The sequence below is a fragment of the Sandaracinus amylolyticus genome (assembly GCF_021631985.1).
Lineage (GTDB): Bacteria > Myxococcota_A > Polyangia > Polyangiales > Sandaracinaceae > Sandaracinus > Sandaracinus amylolyticus_A.
The window spans coordinates 223,004-244,574 of the sequence record NZ_CP070225.1 but is presented as its reverse complement, the minus strand read 5'-3'; the positions used below and the strand labels follow the sequence as shown (position 1 = coordinate 244,574).

The following is a 21,571-nucleotide window of genomic DNA, read 5'->3' as shown; positions in this document are numbered from 1 at the left end:
CTCGTCGCTCAGCACAGGTACCGCTCGCCGCCGTCGCACAGGATCGTGACGACGCGCTGTCCCGGTCGCAGCCGTCGCGCGACCTCCACCGCGGCGTGCACGTTCGCGCCGGAGCTGGGCCCGAGCAGCAGACCTTCTTCGCGCGCGAGCCGTCGCGTCATGCGATCGGCGGCGAGGTCGGTCACCGTGATCACCTCGTCGATCATCGATCGATCGAGCACCTCGGGGATGAAGCCGGCGCCGAGGCCCTGGATGCCGTGCAAGCCGGGCTTGCCGCCCGAGAGCACCGCGCTGCCGCGCGGCTCGACCGCGACGACGCGCACCTCGGGGCGGCGGCTCTTCAGCAATCGCGCGATGCCGGTGAGCGTGCCCCCGGTGCCGACGCCCGCGACGAACACGTCGATCTCGCCCTTCGTCGCACGCCAGATCTCCTCGGCCGTCCCACGCTCGTGCGACTCGGGGTTCGCCACGTTCTGGAACTGCTTCGGCATGATCGCGTTCTGCGTCTCGGCGAGGATGCGCTCGGCGCGCTCGACCGCGCCCGCCATGCCCTCCTGCGCCGGCGTGAGCACGACCTCGGCGCCGTACGCACGCAGGATCTGGCGGCGCGCCATGCTCATGTCCTCGGGCATCACGAGCACGCAACGATAGCCGCGCACCGACGCGATCATCGCGAGGCTGATCCCGGTGTTGCCGCTGGTCGCCTCGATGATCGTCGCGCCCTCGGAGATCTCCCCGGCGCGCTCGGCGGCGAGGATCATCTCGAGCGCGGGGCGATCCTTCACGCTGCCCGCGGGGTTGTTGCGCTCGAGCTTGCCGCACACCTCTGCGCCGTTCTTCGGCGACAGACGCGGCAATCGGAGGAGCGGAGTCCGGCCGACCAGATCGAGCACGCCATCGTAGATGCGATCGTCCACGTCGCGCCCACTCTAGCGAGACTCGGTCGCGCTGTCTCTTCTCGTGTGCTCGCCCGCAGCATAAGTACGGACGAACACCTCTTGCGCGTCGCTCTCGACGGCCCGCGGACCGCGGGCCCGGCGCACCTCGGCCAGGGCGCGCTCGGGGTCGACACCGAGGTCGATCAGCACACACGCGGCGACCAGCCCGCTGCGTCCGAGCCCGCCCATGCAGTGCACGACGACGGTCTCGCCCCGCGCGAGGCGCTCGTCGATCACGCGGCAGAGCGCGCGCACGTCGGCCTCGGCGGGCGCGCCCTGATCGCGGATCGGGAAGCCGATGGTCTCGAGGCCGTGATCCGCGGCGCGCGCCGCGAGATCGGGCACGCCGGCCCACGCGAGCTCGGGCGCGCCGAGGAGCGTGACGAGGGTGCGCGTGCCCATCGTGCACAGGGTGTCGAGATCGGCGTCGAGATCGCGATCACGATCGAGGCGGCCGGGACAGATCGTGAGCCCGAGCCGGCCGCTGCGAGACGAGGGAAGCGCGACGAGGTCGACCCGCAGCGTGCGATCGCGGCGTGCGTCGTCGAGGATGGCGCGGGCATGCGAGGCCGCGGCGTGCAGCGCGAGCCGCTTCTGGAGGGGCGACGCTTCGTCGAACGAGAGCGTGTGCGCGGCGTAGCGCAGAGCGGCGACGTGGAGCTGCGTGGGATCGCGATCCTCGCGCACCAGCGAGGCGCCGATGCGACGCAGCACGCGCAGGATCTCCCAGGCCCGCGCGAGCGCGGGGATCGCGGCGACCGACGCGGGCGAAGGGCCGAGCGGCGCGCGGAGATCCTGCACGCCGTAGAGCGCGTCGATCATCTCGCGCCCGATCGCGAGCGCGCGCTCGTCGTCGATGCGCGTGAAGAGGTAGAGGAGATCGTTCTCGAGCTTCACCACGTCGTTGAGCACGTGGCCGCGCTTGGTGTGGAAGAAGTCGATCAGCCACACGTTCTCGCGCTCGTCGACGAGCACGTTCGCGCCGTTGAGATCGCCGTGCACGTACGAGACGTAGTGGTGCTCGCCGGGCGTGCTGCCGAGCTCGTCGAGGCCGTGCTCGTAGAACGCGACCAGGTCGTCGACGTCGCGCGCGTCGTCGGGTGATGCGACGGCGCGGGCGTTCTTCGCGACCGAGCGCGCGTGGGTGGGAGAGAAGCGGTAGTACGCGAGCAGCGGGAGCGGCTCGTAGCGCGCCGCCGCGTAGAAGCGGCCGAGCACCTCTTCGAGCGCGACCGAGAGCACGCGCTCGATGCGCTCGACGGGCGCATCGCCCTCGACGAGCGACTTCAGCGTGCGCACGCGTCGACCACCCATCGCGGCGTACGACCAGCGCAAGCCACCGAGCGCATCGTGATCGACCACGCCGAGCAGCCGCGGCGCGTCGTTGCCGAGGATCGGCTCGACGCGCTCGAACGCAGCGCGCTCCTCGCCGATCAGCGCGCGCGGACCGATCTTGAGCACCGAGGGCGCCTGGCGATGACCGAGCGCGTCCTCGCTCTCCGCGGCGAACACGCGCGCGCCCGAGAACCCACCGCCGAGCGACGCGAGCGTGAGCTTCGCGCTCTCGCGATAGAGGTGCGAGACGATCGCGCGCTCCTCGTCGCCGAGCGGCGCGCCCTCGATCGCGATCGAGGACGTGCGCGCGCGGCGCGACGACGCGAAGCGCGCGTCGGGGGAGCAGCCAGTCCGCGAGCTCGCCGACCGAGTCGAAGACGTCGACCGCGAGCACGCGACGGAGCTGTTCGAGCGAGTGGAAATGCGCGGCGCGCGACGCGCTCGCGGTGAGCGCGCTCGAGGTCGCGAGAGAACGGAGCCCGAGGCGGGTGCGGAGGTCGTAGAGGAGGAACGTGATCTTCGCGTCGGTCCATACGCCGATGACGGCGACGCGCGGGTCCTCTTCGCCCGCGAGGAGCTCGCGGAGGTGGTTCGCGAGCGAGGTCTCCTGCACGTCGGCGAGCCCGATCGCGTCGACGAAGCGCTCGTCCTCGCGCGCGCTCTGCTCGAGATCGAGCACGAGCTCGGCGCCGCGCGTGCCGCGCACGCAGTGCGAGCCGAAGGTGTCGAGGTGCGCGCGCTGCGCGGGATCGGTGGGATCGTGCCAGTCGCGCACGTGCAGGATCGCGAGCTCGCGCGGATCGCGAGCGCGGGCCCACTGCATCAGCTGCGCGAGCGGGCCGTTCGCGGGATCGGCGCCGAGGAGGCGCGACGCCTCGCGATGACCGACGTGGAGCAGGTTCGGCGGCGCGGCGTGCGGCGCGATCGGCTCGACGAAGTCGCGCTGGATACACTGGGTGATCAGGACTGCGCGGGGCATTCGGTGGTGAGTGTCGGCGATTCGGGGCCGCGCGGGGGAAGGCTTCGGTGCGGGGCGGGGGGCAGGGGGGCCTCGCTAAGCCTCGCGGGTCGCTTGCGGTGCGCGGGTTGGTGACGGGCGACGTCGTCGCTCGCGGTGCTCTCGGGGCGACTGGTGGGCCGCTGCGGAAGCGCTCGGACCCCCTGCCCCCCGCCCCTGCTGGTGAGGCTTCGGCCGCGCGGGGAGAGGAGCCCCGCGCTTGTTTTTTTGGAGGCGAAGAGGTTCGAGCGAGCCCGCTCTGCGGGCTCGTTCGAACCGGACGGGCTCGCGCTTCGCGCATCGCACCGAGTTGATCGGGCTCGCGCTTCGCACCGGGCTCGAGTGAGCTGCGCTTCGTCGCCCGGGCCGATTGAGCCTGCGAACACCGTGGCATCCGCAGGTCGTCATCGACCTCGCGCAAGCCGGCGAGCGACTCGTCCTGCCGCCGTTTCACTGAACGCACCCGCGATCACGCCGCGGCGGCTCGACCTCGCGACTCGAGGTGTGCCTCCATCGCGCGTCTTCCGGCTTCGATCAGCGGGTCCACGCGCTCGCGCTCCATGTGGAACTCGGTCGCGAAATAGCTCTTCGCCGGCAACCGGCAGATCGCGTCCTCGTGTGCTTCCTCGACGGTGTCGTCGTTGCCGTCGAGCATCGTCTCCACGAGGCTCAGCACGCGCGCGGCGACCTTGGTGTGGCCCAGCTCCGCGAAGATCGGGCTCGACGCGGAGTGACGCGACGGCGGTGCCCCGGGCACGTCGAGCTTCTGATCGATGAAGAGACCGAGCGCCTCCGCGGGCTCGGGGCCGGGGTCGCCCATGAACGCGCGCGAGTACGCCGCGGCGTCGGGCAACACGAAGCGCAGCGGGAAGTTCGAGAGCAGACCTCCGTCGACCACGACGTGGCCCGTCACGTCCTCGCCGAGGTAGTGGCCCCACTCGCGGCGCCAGATCACCTCGTCGAAGAAGAGCGGGATGCTCATCGACATCCGCACCGCCGACACCAACGGCACGTCGGGCGCGGTCACGTGGTTGAGCACCAACATGCGCGCCGCGGTGCTGTCGCTCGCGATCACCGTGAGGTGCCGGCCGGTGCGCGCGTGCAGCTCGCCGAGCGTCACGCGAGACAGACCCGTGCGCTTGTGATCGAGCGTCCGCACGAGCCACCCGGTGAAGCCGTCGCCGCTGTGCACGCCGCCGTGCTCGACGAACGAGTACGCGCTGCGCAGACCGGGCACGTGCGCGAGCCACGCACCGAGGTGCCTCGCGATCGTGTCGGCGATCCCCGCGGGCACGTGCAGCTTGCGCTCCGCGTCCATGATCGCGCTGTAGATCCCCGAGCGACGCACGACTTCCGCGTCGGGCAGCACGGGCTCGCTCACGTAGTCGGCGAACTCCGGCAGTCCGTCGGCACGACGCGCGCGGCTCATCTCCACGAGCTCGTCTCCGCTGAACCCCGCCGCGACGAGCGACGCCGCGATCGCGCCCGCGCTCGTCCCGACGAGACGGCGCATGCGGTGGCCGTCTTCCTCGAGCCGCTGGATCGCGCCGTTCAGCACGAGCCCGCGCGCGCCACCGCCCTCGAACACCACGTCGAACGTGCGAGCCATTCGCCCCTCCCCGCTACGCAGCGTCGCGCTCTCGCTCGATCTCTCTCGCGCGCTCGATCTTGTCCGCGCCCTCGACGAGCCCGGGGAGCGCTTTGAACGTGTGCACCACGCCGACGACGAAGAGCCCGTGCGCCGCGCCGATCGCACCGCCGACGAGCGGCTCGAGCCACTCGCCGGCGATCTCGATCAGCGCGGTGCCGACCATCACGACGCCGATCGTCGCGTCGACGATCGGGCTGTGTGCGAGCCGGAGGAGCCTTCGCCACATCACGTCTGCTCCTCACGCTGCGCGAGGCGTCGCGCCGCTCACCACCGGTGCTTCGACACGCGGCTGCGCCTCGTGATGCGCACCCCGCAGCATCAACGACGCGAGCGGAAGGTGCGCAGGCAGCGCATGCACCAGGACCGACGCGGGGATCTGCACCAAGCGCGAGAGCCCTCGCGCGATGCGGCCCGCCACGCGCACCTCGTCGCGCTCGATCTCGCTCGCGACCTCGCGCTCCAGCACGACCGCCTCGCCCTCGACCTCCGCCACGCGCGCACGCATCGCGGGCGACCACGGCAGGTGATCGGCGAGCGGGACGTGGCCGAGCACACCGAAGAGATCGAGATACGCGAGCGAGTGTTGATAGAGCATCTGCGTCCAGAAGCGCGCGAAGCTCGGATGGAGCCGCGCGCCCTCGATCGACGGAGCGCTCCCCGTCACGTGGCGATAGTCGCCGTCGTGCGAGAGATGCCCGGTGACGCGGAACACCAGATCGATCAGCACATCGACGCGGATCTTCGGCTCGTAGAGACGCGGCAGTCGCGCCACCGTCTCGCGCTCCCACCCGTGCGGCACGGGATCGAGCGGATTCCACACCCGATGGGTGCGCGCGCCGAGCAGCGCGTCGTAGCGCGCGGCGAACCCACGATTGCCGGGTGTCGGCCCGCCGAACGAGAACACGTGCACGTCGGCGCGTCGCTCGGGATCCCAGGGCCGCAGCCCGGGCACGTCGGAGGCGGTGCGCGTGTCCTCGAGCCACAGCCCGACCGCGGGCGCGAGCGCGCCGCCGAGGCTGTGGCCCACCACCGACACCTTCACGCGCGCGCCGCGCGCGGCGCGCACCTCGTCGATCAACAGCTCGTGCAGCGACGCACCGGATCCCGGAAGGCCCGCGCCGGGACGCATCGCCTGCAGCTCCCCGAGCCCGATCAGCGTCCCCATCGAGACGCGCGCGCTCGCGTCGTCGTGCGCATAGGGCCAGCGCTCGAGACGCGCGATCGAGAAGTCCTCGACGAGCCAGTTCACCGGCGAGACCGGGTTCGTCCCGCGCACGACGACCACGAGGTGCGTCGGGTCGCGCTCGTCGCGCACCACGAACATCAGGTTCTGCGCGAAGATCGTGAACGCGAAGCGCCGGCTCGCCGGGCCCCACACCAGCTTCCAGCGCCGGTCGAGCCCCGGGACCGCATCGAGCGCCCGCTGCAGCAGGCGAAACACGTGCGTGTCGCCCTTCACGCCCCGCTCGATCTCGTCGAACCCGAGATACGAGAGGAAGCCGAGCACCAGCATCGTCTGCCGCACGTCGTACGCCATCGATGCACCCATCAGTGCGCGAGGGGCGCGCTCGCCGGTTGCTCTCGGCGCTCCGAGATCAGCCAGCGACTGCCGCTCTTCGTCCAGATGTCGACGTACCAGGCGCCGAGCCGCAGCGTCGGAGGCTCGTCCTGGGTGCGCGGCCAGAACCCGAAGAACTCGGTCTGCGTCCGCGCGGTGCGCGCGTCGATGCCCTCGATCACCGGGTGCGTCTGGAAGATCTTGATCGGCTTCTCACGGCGCGAGAGCACCTCGTGCAGCGCCGCGCGCAGCGTGGTCTTGCCCTTCACGTCGACGATCGGCGCGGGCTGCCACGGCACGAACATCAAGAGACGTCCGTCGTCGGCGAAGAGCTCGAGATATCCCTCGATGTCGTTCTGATCGGCGAGCAGGTTGTATCGCGCGATCGCGTCCATCAGCGCGAGCCGATCCTCGATCGGCAGCGGAAAAGGAGCGCTCATGTTCGTTCCTCCCGACATCAGCTGTTGAGGCGCGAACGCAGGGTCGAGATGTCGAATCCGATCGCGGAGAACCGATCGGCGCGCGAGCGGACTGCCTCGATCAATCGCGGATCGAGATCGCCGTCCTCGTTCTTCGTGAGGAAGCCCCAGTCGAAGCCGGTCAGCGAGTGCGTCACTCGCAGCCCCAGGCTCTGCAGCTCGGCGTCGGGGAGGATCGAGGGGTCGCCCTCGGGCTTCATCGAGCCTCCGGTGAGCATCTGGGCGTACTCGATCTCACCGAACTCGTTGTTCTGTTCCTGATGGAACCACCCGTGCACGAACGTCGTGTGGAAGATGCAGTACGCACAGAGCTGCTGGAGGTTCGCGAGCGCCTCGTCGCCGAAGGGGCGTCCTCCGGTGATCGGCGTGATCGCGGCAGCCCGCCCGTCGGCCCGCTTCGCCCGACCGGGATGCGCCACCGCGAGCTCGTTGCGATCGTCCCAGGCGAGCTCGTCGCCCGCCTCTTCCATGCCGCGCTCGGTCAGCGCGACGCTGTGCTCCAGGAGATCGCGCTCGAAGTCGAGCACCTCGCTCCACGTGCTCTCGAGCTCGGCGCGGCGCTCGGCGAACACCACGCGCAGATACTCGTGGATCGCCTCCCAGTAGAGCTGCGCGGCCTGCGCGTAGACGTGATGCGCAGAGAGAGGCGTGCGCGGCGAGAATCCGTGCCAGTCGTGGCGACCCACGTTCGACTCGAGCCACTTCAGCTGGCTCGGCAGCGTGATCGGCTTGGCGAGCGCGAAGAGCCCGTCGTCCGCGCCGAGCAGCAGAGTCCGCCCCTTGTCGTTGATGTTCGACACCTCTTTGAGGTGCGGCATCAGGATGCTGCGCAGCGGGCTCTTGCGCAGGTTCCGATTCATCGCGATCGCGTACTGCTCCATGTTGAAGTGCGCGAGCGCGACGTGGCCGTAGAGCTGGCCGTACACGCCGAAATAGAGCGTGCGGAACACCCGCTTCGCCTCGGCCCAGCGCGCGCCGTCCGCCGCCGTGTAGGTCGTCTCCTTCGCGTATTTCCCGGGCGGAGAGAGCCCGTCGGGCGCGCGGAACGCGAGGCGGATCTCGGTCGGGACGAGATGTCCGCTCTTCAGCTCGAAGCGCGCGGCCATGTCGGGCAGATCGATGAGCCCGTTCAGCTCGAGCTTCGACCAGGTGAACGCGAGATGGAGCCCCGACTGATCGCCGGGCTTGCGCTTGAATCGCGCGGGGAAGAATCCGTTCAGGATTCGATCCCCGAAGTACGCGTCGCTCCGCGTCGAGCCCCGCTCCTTCTCCTCGAGGACGAGCGTGCGAGTCTTGGGATATTTGCTCTGGATGTGCGCAGTCGTCGGCTTCGCTCCGAGCCGCAGTCCGAGCACGATCTCGTCGTGGATCACGCCCCACTTCGCGAGCGAGGAGAAGAATCGGTCGGCCGCGCCCGGGACGAAGTCGCGCCGGATCGACTCTCGCGACGTGTACGGGAACGCGATCTTCGACTCGTACTCGTAATACGCGAGCTCGTGATCGCCGAGGTCGACGTCGATCTGACGCGACTGGCGCGGGCCGCGGATGCGCTCGATCTGGACGCGCCGCTCGCGGCGCTGCCCGCCCGACGAGAAGACCTGCGGAGGCTCGTAGAGCCGCAGCACGATGCTCGTGTCGTCCATGGGCGCATAGGCGATCTCGAAGCGGCCGTCTTCCTGCGTCTCGGTCTCGCCGAGGAAGTCGTCTCCGCGCACGACGTGATCGTCCCAGAGCTCGACGACGAGCCCGCGGATCGGCTTGCCCCCGGGGTGCACGATGCGGCCCCGGACCGTGTGGGTGCGGTCGCCGTTGCCGCGCAGCCGATCGCGCAGCTTGAGCAGCGCGTCGAGCGGCGCGTGCCCGAGCGCCTCGAACGCGACCAGCTCGCGCACCAGCTTCACGAAGTCGCTCATCGGGCGCCCTCCTTCTTCTGCGGCGCGATCACCTGGTCGAAGGTCACTCCGTTCCAGCCGACGAGCGTGGGATCGCTGAATTGCTGGAAGAAGATGTACATGCGATTCGGAGGAACACCGTAGGACGCGCCGAGCGCGGCAGTCAGCGCACGAGTCAGCGCCGATGTCGTGGCCGGGGGCATGACTGCGTTCGTGAGCGTCACGATGCAGCTGGGCTCACACGGGTCTCCGCCGAAGCTCACCGGCACGCTCTGCAGGATCACGGTGGAGATCATCGCGACGGGATCGCCCTTGATCTCGTGCACCAGATTCGTGAGCTCCTTCTGGAGCTGCGCCACTCGATCGTCCGAAAGCGCGCGATTGCACTCGATTCGCAGATAAGGCACGGCCCTACCCCCTTCTCGAAGGAGCCCGAGTACGGTTGGATGAACTGCCGCGCACGCCCGCGCGATCTGAGGGCGAATTCCCGCGCAATCGCTCGAGTTCAGCCCGAGACGTGCACGCGAGAGCCCACCCCCGTCGGGCATTCGCGGCTAGAACACTACAGCGCTCGCGCTCGGCACGTAAAGAGTCGAATCCGGCAAATCGACGCAACGAGCGAATTATATTCGCCCATCTCCCGCGATTGGCACTCTCGCTTTCGGACCCAGTGCGAACGATACGTACGCTGGGTCCTCACGGCGCTACGCCCGCGCGAACTCGCTGGGGCTGCAGCCCGCGAGGCGCGTGAACGCGGTGCTGAACGCGCTCGCCGACTGGTACCCGACGCGCTCGGCCACCTCGGCGAGCGGCGGACGCTCGCGACGCAGGATCTCTTTCGCGATCGCCATCCGCCACTCGAGCACGTACTGCATCGGCGGCATGCCGACGGTGCGCGTGAAGCGCTCGGCGAACACCGCGCGCGACATGCCCGCGACGCGAGCGAGCTCGGCGACGGTCCACCGGCGCGCGACGTCGGCGTGGATGCGGTGGAGCGGCCGTGCGAGCGCGGAATCCGCGAGACCCGCGAGCAGCCCGTGCTCCTCCGCCGCCGTCGACGCGAAGCGGAACCGGAGCGCCTCGACGAGCAGCACCTCGACGAGCCGCTCGAGCATCAGATCGCGGCCCGGACGATCGGCGCCGGTCTCCTCGTCGATCAGCTCGGCGATCCGCATGAGGCGCGCAGCGCCCGGGTCGGCGCGCGGGATGTGCACGAACGGCGGCAGGAGCGGGACGAGGAGCTCGGCGTTCGCGCGATCGAATCGGAAGTACCCGCCGAGCATCCGCATCGTCGGCGGACCCGACGCGGTGCCGTGTCGGAGCTCGCGGATGTCGGCCGGCACGCCGGGCGTCGGTCGGACGCCGAGGTCGCTCGCGAGCGTGAAGGTCGGCGTCGTGGGCAGGAGGACGAAGTCGCCCTCGCGGAGCTCGACCACGCCGACGCCCTCCAGATCGAGCAGACACGATCCCTCGAGCACGAGGCAGAACGCGGGATCGCCGTGGGCCGCGTAGCGCACGCTCCACCGCCCCGCGCCGCTGATCAGCTTCGAGAGGACGGCCTGGGGGCGCAGCAGCGAGATGACGGTCGCCAGCGGATCGGTGTCGTTCGAGCTCGAGGTCATCGTGCCGGAGTCTCGGACGCATCGCAGACGATCGCGAATGGAATCCGGACTCGCCGTGATGGTGAGCCGGGCGCGGTCGCTCCACTTCTCTTCGCATGAACACCGTGCTCATCACTGGTTCCTCTTCCGGCTACGGCCTCGAGACCGCGCGCCACTTCCACGCACGCGGCTGGAACGTCGTCGCCACCATGCGCACGCCGCGCGAGGACGTGCTGCCGCGCTCGGAGCGCATCCGCGTGCTCGCGCTCGACGTGACGAAGCCCGAGAGCATCGCCGCGGCGCTCGATGCCGCCGGGCCGATCGACGTGCTCGTCAACAACGCGGGCATCGGCGCGCTCGGCGCGTTCGAGGGCACGCCGATGTCGCTGGTGCGCGAGCTGTTCGAGACCAACACGTTCGGCGTGATGGCGATGACGCAAGCGGCGTTGCCGCGCTTCCGCGCGCGCCGCTCGGGGGTGATCGTCAACGTGACCTCGAGCGTGACGCTCGCGCCGATGCCGCTCGTCGCCGCCTACACCGCGAGCAAGACCGCCATCGAGGGGTTCACCGCGTCGCTCGCGTTCGAGCTCGAGCCGTTCGACGTGCGCGTCCGTCTGGTCGAGCCCGGCTACTGCCCCACCACGCGCTTCGCGAGCCACACGCCCGACATCGCCACGCTGATCCCCGATGCGTACGCGTCGTTCGCGCAGCGCGTGCTCGCGGGGTTCGGGCAGCAGTCGGTCGTGACGAGCGAAGCGGACGTCGCGGAGGCGGTGTACCGCGCCGCGAGCGATCCGTCGGCGCCGCTGCGCAATCCCGCGGGGCCCGACGCAGTCGCGCTCGCTCGCGCAAGCGCTCAGTAACTGAGATCCCCCTCGACCTTCTTGAAGACCTCGGCCTCCGCGAAGATGCGCACGAGCTCTCCGTCGACGTGGCCGTCCTTCACCTCGAAGCCGAGGATGCTCAGCGCGCGATCGACCGGCATCGCCTTCTTGTACGGTCGGTCGCGCGCCGTGAGCGCGTCGAAGATGTCGGCGATCGTCATGATCTTCGACGGCACCGGGATCTGATCGCTCCCGAGGCCCTTCGGGTAGCCGCGCCCGTTCAGCTTCTCGTGGTGCGCGCCCGCGATCTCCGGGATGCGCGTGAAGCTCTTGCCCCAGGGGATGCTCGAGAGGAAGTCGAACGTGTGCACCACGTGCGAGCGGATCTCCTCGATCTCGCGATCGTGGAGCGAGCCCTTCGTCACCTGGAGCGAGACGACTTCATCGCTCGTGAGCAGCGGGTGCGCGTGCCCGCACGCGTCGACGTAGGTGCGCTGGCCGAGCTCCGCGATGCGCGTGAAGTCGCCTTCCTTCAGCACGGTGGGCTCGTTCGCCTCCTGCACCGTGCGCCACGCGATCTCGAGCTCCTCGGCGCGCGCCGCGAGCTCTTCGTCGATGCGCTTCAGATCGCTCGCGCCCGCGCCCGCGAGCTGCGCGTCGAGCTTGCGCTTCCAGCCCTCCGCCTCGAGCGACTTGCGCACGTAGTCGAAGCGCAGTCGCACCTGATCGAGCTGGTGCGGATAGAGCTTCTTCGCCTTCACCAGCACTTCTTCGCGGACACCGATCTTCCCGAAGTCGTGCAGCAGCGACGCGTACTCGAGCTCCTTCAGGTCGCGCCGCGTGAAGCGCATGTCCTTGTAGGGCCCGCTGGTGATCCGATCGACCGCCTCCGCGAGCCCGCACGAGAGCACCGACACGCGCAGCGAGTGACCGCTCGTCGTGGGATCGCGCTGCTCGATCGCCTGGACGCTCGCGCGCACGAAGCCGTCGAAGATGCGCCGGATCTCGTCGTAGAGGAGCGCGTTCTCGAGCGCGATGCCGGCCTGCGAGGCGAGCGTCGCGAGCAGATCCTCGCTGCGCTGATCGAAGGGAACGACCTCGCGATCGACCGTGTCGACGCTCAGCCGGTTCTGGGGATCGCGCTTCTTGTTGATCAGCTGGATGACGCCGATGACGTCGTCCTCCGCGCTGATCATCGGCATCGCGATCATCGAGCGCGTGCGATAGCCGACCTTGCGATCGAAGCTGGGATCGAACCCGAAGGGCTCGTCGCTCCCGATCGCGTAGACGTCGGGGATGTTGATCGGCTTGCGGTTCACCGCCGCCGCGCCCGCGACGCTGCGCGTGGTGAGCGGGATCGTGAACTCGCGGCTCTCGAACGTGACCGACTCGTTCTGCGAGAGCTTGAAGCGAAGGCGCTTCTCGCGGCTGCCCGGCGTGACCGACTCGAGCACGTAGATGCTGCCCGCGTCCGCGCCGGTGATGAACCGGCTCTTCTCGAGGATCAGCGTGAGCAGCCGATCGAGATCGCGCTCCTGGCTGATCGCGCGCGAGATCTCGATGAGCTCGCCGAGCTCGTAGCGATAGCGCGTGAGCCAGCGACCACGACGCTCCGCCGCGACGCGCAGCTCGACGCGCTCGAGCGCGCCGTGCAGCGCGACGAAGAGCGCGTCGGGCGACGCGAGATCGGGCACGTGCGCGATCACCGCGTTCTTCGGCAGCGCATCGAGCATCCCGTCGGGGAGCTGACCGACCAGCAGCACGCCCGCGTGGCCCGCCGCGATCCGCGGCAGATAGGGATCGAGCGGCGCGCGGCGCAGCGTCGACGCCGACACGCCGATCACCAGGCCCTCGCCGCGCTGCACCTCGACCGCGACCCCGTGCAGCTCGACCCGCAGACCCTCGCCGAGCCTCGGCTCGACCTCGACCGCCCGCATCAGGATGACCGGCGCGAGGTCGGTCATCTCCGTGTCGTTGGTGCGATCGCGATCCTGCATGCGCTCCCCCGACCCGCTCGCAGAACCGCGCGAGCGGGCATCACGCATGCATCATCGCTGATCGTCGGCCGGACCGACAGTACCCTCGCGACTGCCGGCGTCGGACATGCCCTCGGCTTCCATCTCGGCGAGGGCCTCGCGCTCCGCCTTCGCGCGCTCGCGCGCGGCATCACGCGCCTCGTACGCGCGCACGATCCGCGCGACGAGCGGATGACGCACGACATCGGCGTCGCTGAAGTACGTGAACGCGATGCCAGGCACGCGGTCGAGGACGCGCGTCGCGTCGGCGAGACCGCTGCGCGCACCGCTCGGCAGATCGACCTGCGTCACGTCGCCGGTGACCACCGCCTTCGAGCCGAAGCCGAGGCGCGTGAGGAACATGCGCATCTGATCGCTGGTCGAGTTCTGCGCCTCGTCGAGGATGACGAACGCGTCGTTCAGCGTGCGACCGCGCATGAACGCGAGCGGCGCGACCTCGATGACGCCGCGCTGCACGAGCATCTGTGCGCGCTCCATGTCCATCATGTCGTGGAGCGCGTCGTAGAGCGGGCGGAGGTACGGATTGACCTTCTCCGCGAGATCGCCGGGGAGGAAGCCGAGCTTCTCGCCGGCCTCGACCGCGGGGCGCGTGAGCACGATGCGCTTCACGCGCTTCTCGAGCAGCGCACGCACCGCCATCGCCATCGCGAGGTACGTCTTGCCCGTGCCCGCGGGACCGATGCCGAAGACGATGTCGTTCTCGCGCATCTGCTGCACGTAGCCGTGCTGCGTCGGGCCCTTCGCCGTGATCGTGCGGCGCGGGGTCGCGAGGACGACGTCGTTCATGAAGTCGCCGAGACGCACCTCGGGGTTCGCCTTGAGCGTGCGGATCGATCGCTCGACCTCGCGCTCCGAGAAGCCCTTGTTCTTCTCGAGCATCGAGAGGATCTCCATCAGCGCGCGCTCGGCGTTCTCGACCGCCTCGCGCGTGCCGCGGAGGTGGATCGTGTTGCCGCGCACCCCTGCCGTGATCTCGAACTCGCTCTCGAGGATGTCGAGGTGGTTCGCGCCGGGACCGGTCAACCGCACCAACAGATCGGGCTCGTCGACCTCGACCTCGGCGTGGATGTTGTCCTCGTTCGCGCTCTCCCTCGGAGTCGTCTGGGCCATTCGTGAGGCTGAAGCTAGCACGTCGTCGCCGATCCAGAACGGGCCTGCCAGATCGCGCAGCTCGCGCGCGCTCGCGCGCATACGCGCGCGTAGAGCGCGAATTCGACGTTCGTGGGGAGAAATCTTGCGACAGCCGCTTGAGTGACGAGATCCGCTCGTGTTGACTGAGGTGCCATGAGCGACAAGCCGCCGGGAGAAGACGAGCGCCCCCCACCGTCGCAATCGGGATCGCGAGCTCGACGGAGACCACGAGTCGCCGTGCTGTGCTGCGATCCCGCTTCGCCGCTCAAAGCGCGCGGTGACGAGGACTTCGACTACGAGCACGCCGAGGCGGCCGATCGCGCGTTCCTGCGGGCGCTCGAGGACGCGGGGTTCGAGGCGAGCTGGCACCCGGTGCACCTCGCGAACGTCGACGCGGTCGTCGATGCGCTCGAGTGCGACGTCGTCTTCAACCTGTGTGATGGGTCGGGTCAGGGCATCGACAACTACCCGGGCATCGAGGCGATCGACGCGATCGAGCGGCGCGGGCTGCCGTACACCGGATCCCGCCGCGAGCCGTATCGCACGTCGATCTCGAAGGTCACGATGAAGACGCGCTTCGCCGCCGCGGGCGTGCCCACGCCGAAGTGGCAGCTCCTGGCGTCGCCCGACGAGCCGCTGCTCGACGATCTGCGCGGCGTGCCGCTCTTCGTGAAGCCGCACGACGCGGGCGGGAGCGCGGGCGTGCACCTCTCGTCGATCATCGCCGCGGACGACGAGGTCGCGCTGCGCGCGCGCGTCGGCGAGATCTTCCGCGACTACGGCTCGGCGCTGGTCGAGGAGTACGTCGACGGCCGCGAGATCACGGTCGGGCTGCTCGGCTCGGGCGAGCGCGCGAAGGCGCTGCCGCCGCTCGAGGTGCGGTTCGGTGATGCGTTCCCGCCGGGCAAGGGCATCCGCACCCACGAGACGAAGTGGGACACGAGCTCGCCGCTCTACGGCAGCTTCGAGCTGCTCTGTCCCGCGCCGCTCACGCTCGCGGAGACGCGACGCGTGCTGCGCGTGGCGCGCGACGCGTACCGCGCGATCGACGGCGCGGGCTACGGGCGCGTCGACATGCGTCTCGATCACCGCGGGCCCTTCGTGCTCGAGGTGAACATGAACTGCTCGCTCGAGTACGGAGAGAGCTCGGCCGACTGCGCGATGTACCCGTTCGCCGCGCAGGCCGCGGGGCTCGCGTTCCCCGAGCTGCTGCGCCGACTGGTCGAGGACGCGAAGCGCTTCCACCGCGCCTCGACCCCGGCCGCGGCGAAGAAGACGCGACGGGTGGTCTCGCTCGACGCACGCCGACGTCGTCGCTGAGGAGAGAGCGCGCGCGGCGAGTAGACTGCGCGCGACATGAGCACGCTCGTCCTCCATCAACCGCCGCCGCGTCCCTGGGGCATGCCAACTTCAGCCCCTTCTGCACGAAGCTCGAGACCTACCTGCGCATGGCCGGGATCGCGCACGAGGTGCGGCCCCCCGACATGCTCCGCTCGCCCAAGGGAAAGGTCCCGTACGTCGATCTCGACGGTCGCTTGATCGGCGACTCGCAGCTCGTGATCGACGAGCTCGTGCGCCTGCACGGCGACACGCTCGACGCGCACCTCGACGCGAGGCAGCGCGCGATCGGCCACGCGGTGCGGCGCATGCTCGAGGAGGGCACGTACTTCACGACGCTCTACCTGCGCTGGATCGACGACGAGGGCTTCCGCGTCCTGCGGCCCGCGTTCGGCGCCATCTTCCCGGCCGCGCTGCGTCCCCTGCTCTTCCCGATGATCCGCAACCAGATCCGGAAGTCGCTCCGTGGGCAGGGAACCGGGCGCCACACCAAGGACGAGATCGTCGCGTTCGCGAAACGCGACATCGACGCGCTCTCCGGGATCCTCGGCGAGAGCGAGTACCTGCTCGGCGATCGCCCGAGCTCGTACGACGCGACGGTCTACGCGTTCTGCGAGGGCATGCTCGGGTTCCCGCATCCCTCGGGGGTGCTCGAGCACGCGCGTACGAAGACGAACCTCGTCGCGTACCGCGCGCGCGTGCGAGCACGCTGGTTCGCGGATCTCGGCCCGGTGCCCTCGTGACGCGATTCGAAGAGCTCGCGTGGGATCAGCTCTCGGCCCACGCGCTCTACGAAGCGCTCGCGCTGCGCCAGCGCGTGTTCGTCGTGGAGCAGGACTGCGTGTACCTCGACGCCGACGGCAAGGATCGCATCGCGCGTCACCTCTTCGCGTGGGAGGGCGCGCAGCTCGTCGCGTACGCGCGCCTCCTGCCCGAGGGTGCGCGCTTCCCGGAGCGCTCGATCGGACGTGTGGTGGTGGCGCCGGAAGCGCGAGGTCGAGGGCTCGCGCGCGCGCTGATGGAGCGCGCGATCGCGTCGATCCGCACCGCACACGGGCCGGTGCCGATCGCGCTCTCCGCGCAGGCGCACCTCGAGGGCTTCTACACGAGCCTCGGCTTCGCGCGCACCAGCGCGGTCTACGACGAGGACGGCATTCCCCACGTCGACATGCGCAACGACGCGTGAGCCCTTACCGGAGTACTCGTCCCGCAGGGCCGGGACGGTGGGGGCGGCGGGCGAGCCGATTCGATCGCTCAGCGCGCGCCAGGTCCGACGTCGAAGCGGGTGAGCGGCCGGCGGAGCGGATCTCCAGCCGCGTGCTCGTCGGCTCCGACATCGGCGAGCGCGTCGCGGGCATGGCCGTCCACGTCCTCCGTGACCTCGTAGCGCGCGGCGCTCGAGGCGGCGTCGATCGCAGGGCTCCCGGGGGTCAGGCGATACACACCGTCGCGCTGCAGCGCGAGGCCCGGATCGATCGACTGGTAGCCCTCCGCGATGTCTCCCACCGACGCACTGCCGGTCGGATGGACGATGTTGTTCTCGTAGACGAACCCGATCGGGTCCGTCTCGAAGTCGAAGAGCGCTCCGCTCGAGCCGGTGACGATGTTGTCGGCGAACACGAGCTCGCGGGGCGGATGGGGATACGAGTCGTCGCCGTTGATGTAGAGATTGCGCTCGTTGCCCACGAACGTGTTGAACGCGAAGATCACGTGGCTCGGCTGATTGGCATCGGTGCCGACCGCTTCTCCGTCGATGTTGCGGCCCTTTCCGATGTAGAGCGCCGACTCCAGCGACTCGCTCCCGTGGGTGCCGGAGAAGTAGTTGTTCACGACGACGTGATCGTCGCCGTAGAAGCGCATCCCGCCACGATTGCCGATGAAGAAGTTGCCCTCGACCCGGCTGCGATTGCCGTGGCGCAGCACCAGCGAGCCGTCGTTGTCGCGCAGCGTGTTGTAGCGAAGGACGTTGTCCGACGACTTGACGGAGACGACCTCGTATCCGTCGCTCCGCGGGTCGCCGTTGCAGCGCTCGAAGAGGTTGTGCTCCAACGTCGAGCGCGCCGGGATGTAGCCTCGCGCGCTGTCGCCGATGCGGATGGCCTCGGTGCCGTCGTCCAGGCCCGTCGGAGGGACGTCGAAGAAGTAGTTGTGGTCGATGAGGTCCTGCTGCGACATCGCAGGCTCGCCTTCGGCGTCCGTCCCGTACACCACCACGAAGTTGTTCATCGTGTGCTTCTGCTCGAAGCGGTTGTGGTCGACGCGGTGATGGCCGCTCTCGACTCCGTCGATGACGAGCCAGTGTGACGAGGTGCCCGTTTCTTCGAGTCGGAATCGATTGCGGCTCACGCGGCAGTGCGTCGAGCCGTTCAATCGGAGTCCGATGCCGTAACGCGAGCCGGGCACGACACCGTGCGTGAGACGAAAGCCTCGCACCACGACGTGCGACGACGACTCGATCACGAACCCACCGACCGTGGGCCCTCCGCGGAGCTCGACCCCGAGCACGTGCGCTGCGCGGATCACGATCGGATTCTCCGCGGTGCCGTGTCGCCCCTCGACGACGATCGGCTCGTCGAGCGTGTAGACGCCGTCGGCCACGACGATCTCGTCGCCGGGCGAGGCCTCGTCGATGCGCTGCACGAGAGAGCCCGGCCCCGTGATGGCGTTCACCACGAAGGTGCGGAGGGGCGCCGGCAGGCCATCGGCTTCGGGCGTCGGGGGCGAGCCGACGACGTGACGACGGATGCTGAAGTCGCCGTCTCGCTCGGAGTGGAGCACGCAGCTCGCGAGGTCGTCGGCGGTGCCGGGCCCCATCGCGAAGTCTTCGGCGAGAAGGATCTCGTCGACGAAGATGCTGTACTCGCGGCCGAGGATGTCGACCTCGATCTCGACGTGATGGTTGCGCGCGGCATGCCAGGCGACGACGGCCGTCGCGCCGTACTCGGTACCGTCGAGCGCCTCGAAGTGCCCGCTGGGATCGAGCCGCAATTGCACCGGTAGATCGGCCACCGATGCGATGGTCGTCGACGAGGGCGCATACCCGATGATCCCGGTCGCGCCCGCGCGCTGGGGCGTCACGTCGAACGAGAGCCGAACGAGCCCGTGCAGCTCCCCGAGCGCGCTCGTCGCGCCGAAGTCGTCGCCGGACACCCACGTCTCGATGCGGGTGCACGACACGCCGTCGGCAGCGAGCTCGTGCTCGGAGGGACAGACGCAGATCGCAGTCGCGTCGTCGTCGCACACCGACGTCGCTGGCGCGACGCAGGGCGCGGGCGTGCACGGGTCACTCCCGGCGTCGGCGAGCGCAGCGTCTTCACAACCGCGCTCGCACGTCGCCGGGACCTCGCGCTGGCAGCTCCACAGCAGCACGAGAGACAGCGCCCATCGTCGCTCGATCACCGACCGACCGTGCCCGCGCGCTCACGAGGCCGCGATTACGATCGATGCGTGCTTCGATCGCAGCTCCTCAGCCGCCCGATCTCGCGCGCCGCTTCAGATCGAAGCGGTCGAGGTTCATCACCTTGTTCCACGCCGCGACGAAGTCGCGAAGGAACTTCTCGTGGGCATCGGAGGACGCGTAGACCTCCGCGAGCGCGCGCAGCTGCGAGTGCGAGCCGAACACGAGGTCGACCACGGTCGCGGTCCACTTCACCGCGCTGCTGCCGCGCTCGCGGCCCTCGTACACGCCGTCGCCCGATGCGGCGGGCTTCCACTCGGTGCGACCATCGAGGAGGTTTGCGAAGAAGTCGTTGGTCAGCGTCCCGGGCCGCTGCGTGAGCACGCCGTGCTTCGATCCTCCGACGTTGGCGCCCAGCGCGCGCATGCCGCCGATGAGCACCGTCATCTCCGGCGCGGTCAACGTCAGGAGGTTCGCCCGCTCGAGCAGCAGCGTCTCCGGCGAGAGCGCGTGCTCGCGCTGGACGTAGTTGCGGAAGCCGTCGGCCTTCGGCTCGAGCACCGCGAAGGCCGCGACGTCGGTCTGCTCCTGCGTCGCGTCGGTGCGCCCCGGCGTGAACGGCACCGTGATCGCGTGGCCACCGTCCTTCGCGGCGCGCTCGATCGCAGCGCACCCGCCGAGCACGATCAGATCGGCGAGCGAGACCTTCTTCCCGCCGGACTGCGATCCATCGAACGCCTTTCGGATGCTCTCGAGCTTCGCGACGACCTTCGCGAGCACCGGCGGATCGTTGACGTCCCAGTCCTTCTGCGGCGCGAGGCGGATGCGCGCACCGTTCGCGCCGCCGCGCTTGTCGGTGCCGCGGAACGAAGAGGCCGACCTCCACGCGACCGAGACCAGCTCCGAGACCGAGAGACCCGACGCGATGATCTGCTGCTTCAGCGCCGCGACGTCGTTCGCATCGATCAGCGGATGATCGACCGCGGGCACCGGATCCTGCCAGTGCTGCGCGGGCGCGACCCACGGGCCGAGGTAGCGCGACAGCGGCCCCATGTCGCGATGGAGGAGCTTGTACCAGGCCTTCGCGAACGCGTCCGCGAGCTCACCGGGGTTCGCGTGGAAGCGACGCGAGATCTTCTCGTACGTGGGGTCGACGCGCAGCGCGAGGTCCGTCGTCGCCATCATCGGCGCGTGCTTCTTCGACGCGTCGTGCGCGTCGGGAACGGTGCCCGCGCCCGCGCCGTTCTTCGGCCTCCACTGGTGCGCGCCCGCGGGGCTCCGGGTGAGCTCCCACTCGTACCCGAAGAGCGTCTCGAAGAAGCTGTGGTCCCACTTGATCGGCGTCGGCGTCCACGCTCCCTCGAGCCCGCTCGTGATCGTGTGCGAGCCCTTCCCGGTCCCGAACGAGCTCTTCCAGCCGAGGCCCTGGTGGTGCACCGGGCAGCCCTCGGGCTCGGGGCCGACGTGCTTGGCGTCGCCCGCGCCGTGCGTCTTGCCGAACGTGTGACCGCCGGCGATCAGCGCGACGGTCTCCTCGTCGTTCATCGCCATGCGCCGGAACGTCTCGCGGATGTCGCGCGCGGCCGCGAGCGGATCCGGCGTGCCGTTCGGGCCCTCGGGATTGACGTAGATGAGGCCCATCTGCACGGCGCCGAGCGGCGCGTGGAGCTCGCGGTCGCCGCTGTAGCGCTCGTCACCGAGCCACGTGTCCTCCGGTCCCCAGAAGATGTCGATCGGCTCCCACACGTCCGGGCGTCCGAACCCGAACCCGAACGTCTTGAAGCCCATCGACTCGAGCGCGACGTTCCCCGTGAACACGAGGAGATCGGCCCACGAGAGCGCCTGTCCGTACTTCTGCTTGATCGGCCAGAGGAGCCGGCGCGCCTTGTCGAGGTTCGCGTTGTCGGGCCAGCTGTTGAGCGGCGCGAAGCGCTGCGCGCCCTCGCCACCGCCGCCGCGACCGTCCTCGATGCGATAGGTCCCCGCGGCGTGCCAGCTCATGCGGATGAAGAGCGGACCGTAGTGGCCGTAGTCGGCGGGCCACCAGTCCTGTGACGTCGTCATCAGCTGGACGAGGTCCTTCTTCAGCGCGTCCACGTCGAGCTTCGCGAACGCCGCCGCGTAATCGAAGTCGGCGTCCATCGGGCTCGAGCGTGGCGAGTGCTGGTGGAGCACCGAGAGATCGAGCTGCTCCGGCCACCAGTCCCGGTTCGTCCTCGGCCGTGTGCGCTTCGGCGTCGGAGAAGAGATCGCGGGGTTCTCGCTCTCGCTCTTACTCATCTCGGTCGCCCTCCCGCTCGCCGATCGGTCCTGCGATGGACGACGCGATCCGACGTGTCCAACTCGGGAGCCAGAGCAGCGCGCCAATGGCCCGAGTCGTGGGCACCGCGTCGC

The 21,571-nt window shown here is 69.6% G+C and carries 17 protein-coding genes and 1 pseudogene; 4 read left to right on the top strand and 14 right to left on the bottom strand.

All coding sequences use genetic code 11. The annotated features are described in order from the left end of the window. Nucleotides 1–8: 8 nt before the first annotated feature. The 10 genes and pseudogenes from cysK to I5071_RS00985 form a co-directional block, all read right to left on the bottom strand. The gene (gene cysK / locus I5071_RS01030; protein WP_236519981.1) at nt 9–917 is read right to left on the bottom strand and encodes a cysteine synthase A; all 909 of its coding nucleotides are present in this window, start codon (nt 915–917) and stop codon (nt 9–11) included. A 12-nt stretch (nt 918–929) separates the two neighbouring features. Continuing rightward, on the bottom strand, nt 930–2,525 hold the full coding sequence (locus tag I5071_RS01025) for a phosphotransferase (protein ID WP_268921268.1): 1,596 nt from the start codon (nt 2,523–2,525) through the stop codon (nt 930–932). 199 nt (nt 2,526–2,724) lie between these two features. Next, nucleotides 2,725–3,096, bottom strand: a pseudogene (locus I5071_RS46935) (isochorismatase); the annotation flags it as partial. 643 nt (nt 3,097–3,739) lie between these two features. Further along, the gene (locus I5071_RS01015; protein WP_236519978.1) at nt 3,740–4,879 is read right to left on the bottom strand and encodes a patatin-like phospholipase family protein; all 1,140 of its coding nucleotides are present in this window, start codon (nt 4,877–4,879) and stop codon (nt 3,740–3,742) included. Between the two features lie 13 nt (nt 4,880–4,892). Next, a complete protein-coding gene (locus tag I5071_RS01010; protein ID WP_236519977.1) occupies nt 4,893–5,147 on the bottom strand; it encodes a hypothetical protein in 255 nt (84 codons plus the stop codon). A gap of 12 nt (nt 5,148–5,159) precedes the next feature. Further along, nucleotides 5,160–6,470 carry a lipase family protein gene (locus I5071_RS01005; protein WP_236519976.1) on the bottom strand — a complete coding sequence of 437 codons (1,311 nt, stop codon included), beginning with the start codon at nt 6,468–6,470 and terminating at the stop codon, nt 5,160–5,162. After that, nucleotides 6,470–6,919, bottom strand: coding sequence for a nuclear transport factor 2 family protein (locus I5071_RS01000; RefSeq protein ID WP_236519975.1), 450 nt, complete (start codon nt 6,917–6,919; stop codon nt 6,470–6,472). The genes I5071_RS01005 and I5071_RS01000 overlap by 1 nt, the downstream gene beginning before the upstream one ends. A 17-nt stretch (nt 6,920–6,936) precedes the next feature. After that, complete coding sequence (locus tag I5071_RS00995) at nt 6,937–8,871, bottom strand: lipoxygenase family protein (RefSeq protein ID WP_236519974.1); 1,935 nt, start codon at nt 8,869–8,871, stop codon at nt 6,937–6,939. Next, complete coding sequence (locus tag I5071_RS00990) at nt 8,868–9,257, bottom strand: phenylpyruvate tautomerase MIF-related protein (RefSeq protein WP_236519973.1); 390 nt, start codon at nt 9,255–9,257, stop codon at nt 8,868–8,870. The genes I5071_RS00995 and I5071_RS00990 overlap by 4 nt, the downstream gene beginning before the upstream one ends. 297 nt (nt 9,258–9,554) lie before the next feature. After that, complete coding sequence (locus I5071_RS00985; RefSeq protein ID WP_236519972.1) at nt 9,555–10,472, bottom strand: AraC family transcriptional regulator; 918 nt, start codon at nt 10,470–10,472, stop codon at nt 9,555–9,557. Nucleotides 10,473–10,567: 95 nt separating this feature from the next. Here I5071_RS00985 and I5071_RS00980 point away from each other — a divergent pair, with 95 nt between their 5' ends. Then, entirely contained in the window at nt 10,568–11,314 is a 747-nt protein-coding gene (locus I5071_RS00980; protein ID WP_236519971.1) for an SDR family oxidoreductase, read from the top strand. Here the strand turns inward: I5071_RS00980 and I5071_RS46800 are convergent. Both I5071_RS46800 and I5071_RS00965 read right to left on the bottom strand, forming a co-directional pair. After that, nucleotides 11,308–13,272 carry an HD domain-containing phosphohydrolase gene (locus tag I5071_RS46800; protein ID WP_329611126.1) on the bottom strand — a complete coding sequence of 655 codons (1,965 nt, stop codon included), beginning with the start codon at nt 13,270–13,272 and terminating at the stop codon, nt 11,308–11,310. The genes I5071_RS00980 and I5071_RS46800 overlap by 7 nt on opposite strands. Before the next feature lie 51 nt (nt 13,273–13,323). Next, nucleotides 13,324–14,502: a PhoH family protein gene (locus tag I5071_RS00965; protein ID WP_236519970.1), complete on the bottom strand. Its 1,179-nt coding sequence runs from the start codon at nt 14,500–14,502 to the stop codon at nt 13,324–13,326. 177 nt (nt 14,503–14,679) lie between these two features. On the opposite strand from I5071_RS00965, the gene I5071_RS00960 reads away from it, so the two are divergent. From I5071_RS00960 to I5071_RS00950, 3 genes are read left to right on the top strand one after another with little or no spacing between them, the layout of a single operon-like run. Beyond that, nucleotides 14,680–15,762, top strand: coding sequence for a D-alanine--D-alanine ligase family protein (locus tag I5071_RS00960; protein WP_236519969.1), 1,083 nt, complete (start codon nt 14,680–14,682; stop codon nt 15,760–15,762). Then, on the top strand, nt 15,759–16,523 hold the full coding sequence (locus tag I5071_RS00955) for a glutathione S-transferase family protein (RefSeq protein WP_268921267.1): 765 nt from the start codon (nt 15,759–15,761) through the stop codon (nt 16,521–16,523). The genes I5071_RS00960 and I5071_RS00955 overlap by 4 nt, the downstream gene beginning before the upstream one ends. Further along, entirely contained in the window at nt 16,520–16,966 is a 447-nt protein-coding gene (locus I5071_RS00950; protein ID WP_236519967.1) for a GNAT family N-acetyltransferase, read from the top strand. Before I5071_RS00955 ends, I5071_RS00950 begins: the two co-directional genes overlap by 4 nt. Nucleotides 16,967–17,034: 68 nt before the next feature. Here I5071_RS00950 and I5071_RS00945 read toward each other — a convergent pair whose 3' ends face one another. Then, entirely contained in the window at nt 17,035–19,179 is a 2,145-nt protein-coding gene (locus I5071_RS00945; RefSeq protein WP_236519966.1) for a polysaccharide lyase 6 family protein, read from the bottom strand. Between the two features lie 67 nt (nt 19,180–19,246). Further along, complete coding sequence (katG, locus tag I5071_RS00940; protein WP_268921204.1) at nt 19,247–21,457, bottom strand: catalase/peroxidase HPI; 2,211 nt, start codon at nt 21,455–21,457, stop codon at nt 19,247–19,249. Between the last annotated feature and the right edge of the window lie 114 nt (nt 21,458–21,571).

Bases quoted from the DNA above. Each gene is read 5' to 3' on its own strand.
- katG (WP_268921204.1), bottom strand. From the start codon at position 21,457: ATGAGTAAGAGCGAGAGCGAGAACCCCGCGATCTCTTCTCCGACGCCG.
- I5071_RS01015 (WP_236519978.1), bottom strand. From the start codon at position 4,879: ATGGCTCGCACGTTCGACGTGGTGTTCGAGGGCGGTGGCGCGCGCGGG.
- I5071_RS01005 (WP_236519976.1), bottom strand. From the start codon at position 6,470: ATGGGTGCATCGATGGCGTACGACGTGCGGCAGACGATGCTGGTGCTC.
- I5071_RS46800 (WP_329611126.1), bottom strand. From the start codon at position 13,272: ATGCAGGATCGCGATCGCACCAACGACACGGAGATGACCGACCTCGCG.
- I5071_RS00985 (WP_236519972.1), bottom strand. From the start codon at position 10,472: ATGACCTCGAGCTCGAACGACACCGATCCGCTGGCGACCGTCATCTCG.
- I5071_RS00980 (WP_236519971.1), top strand. From the start codon at position 10,568: ATGAACACCGTGCTCATCACTGGTTCCTCTTCCGGCTACGGCCTCGAG.
- I5071_RS01000 (WP_236519975.1), bottom strand. From the start codon at position 6,919: ATGAGCGCTCCTTTTCCGCTGCCGATCGAGGATCGGCTCGCGCTGATG.
- I5071_RS00965 (WP_236519970.1), bottom strand. From the start codon at position 14,502: ATGCGCGCGAGCGCGCGCGAGCTGCGCGATCTGGCAGGCCCGTTCTGG.
- I5071_RS00995 (WP_236519974.1), bottom strand. From the start codon at position 8,871: ATGAGCGACTTCGTGAAGCTGGTGCGCGAGCTGGTCGCGTTCGAGGCG.
- I5071_RS01010 (WP_236519977.1), bottom strand. From the start codon at position 5,147: ATGTGGCGAAGGCTCCTCCGGCTCGCACACAGCCCGATCGTCGACGCG.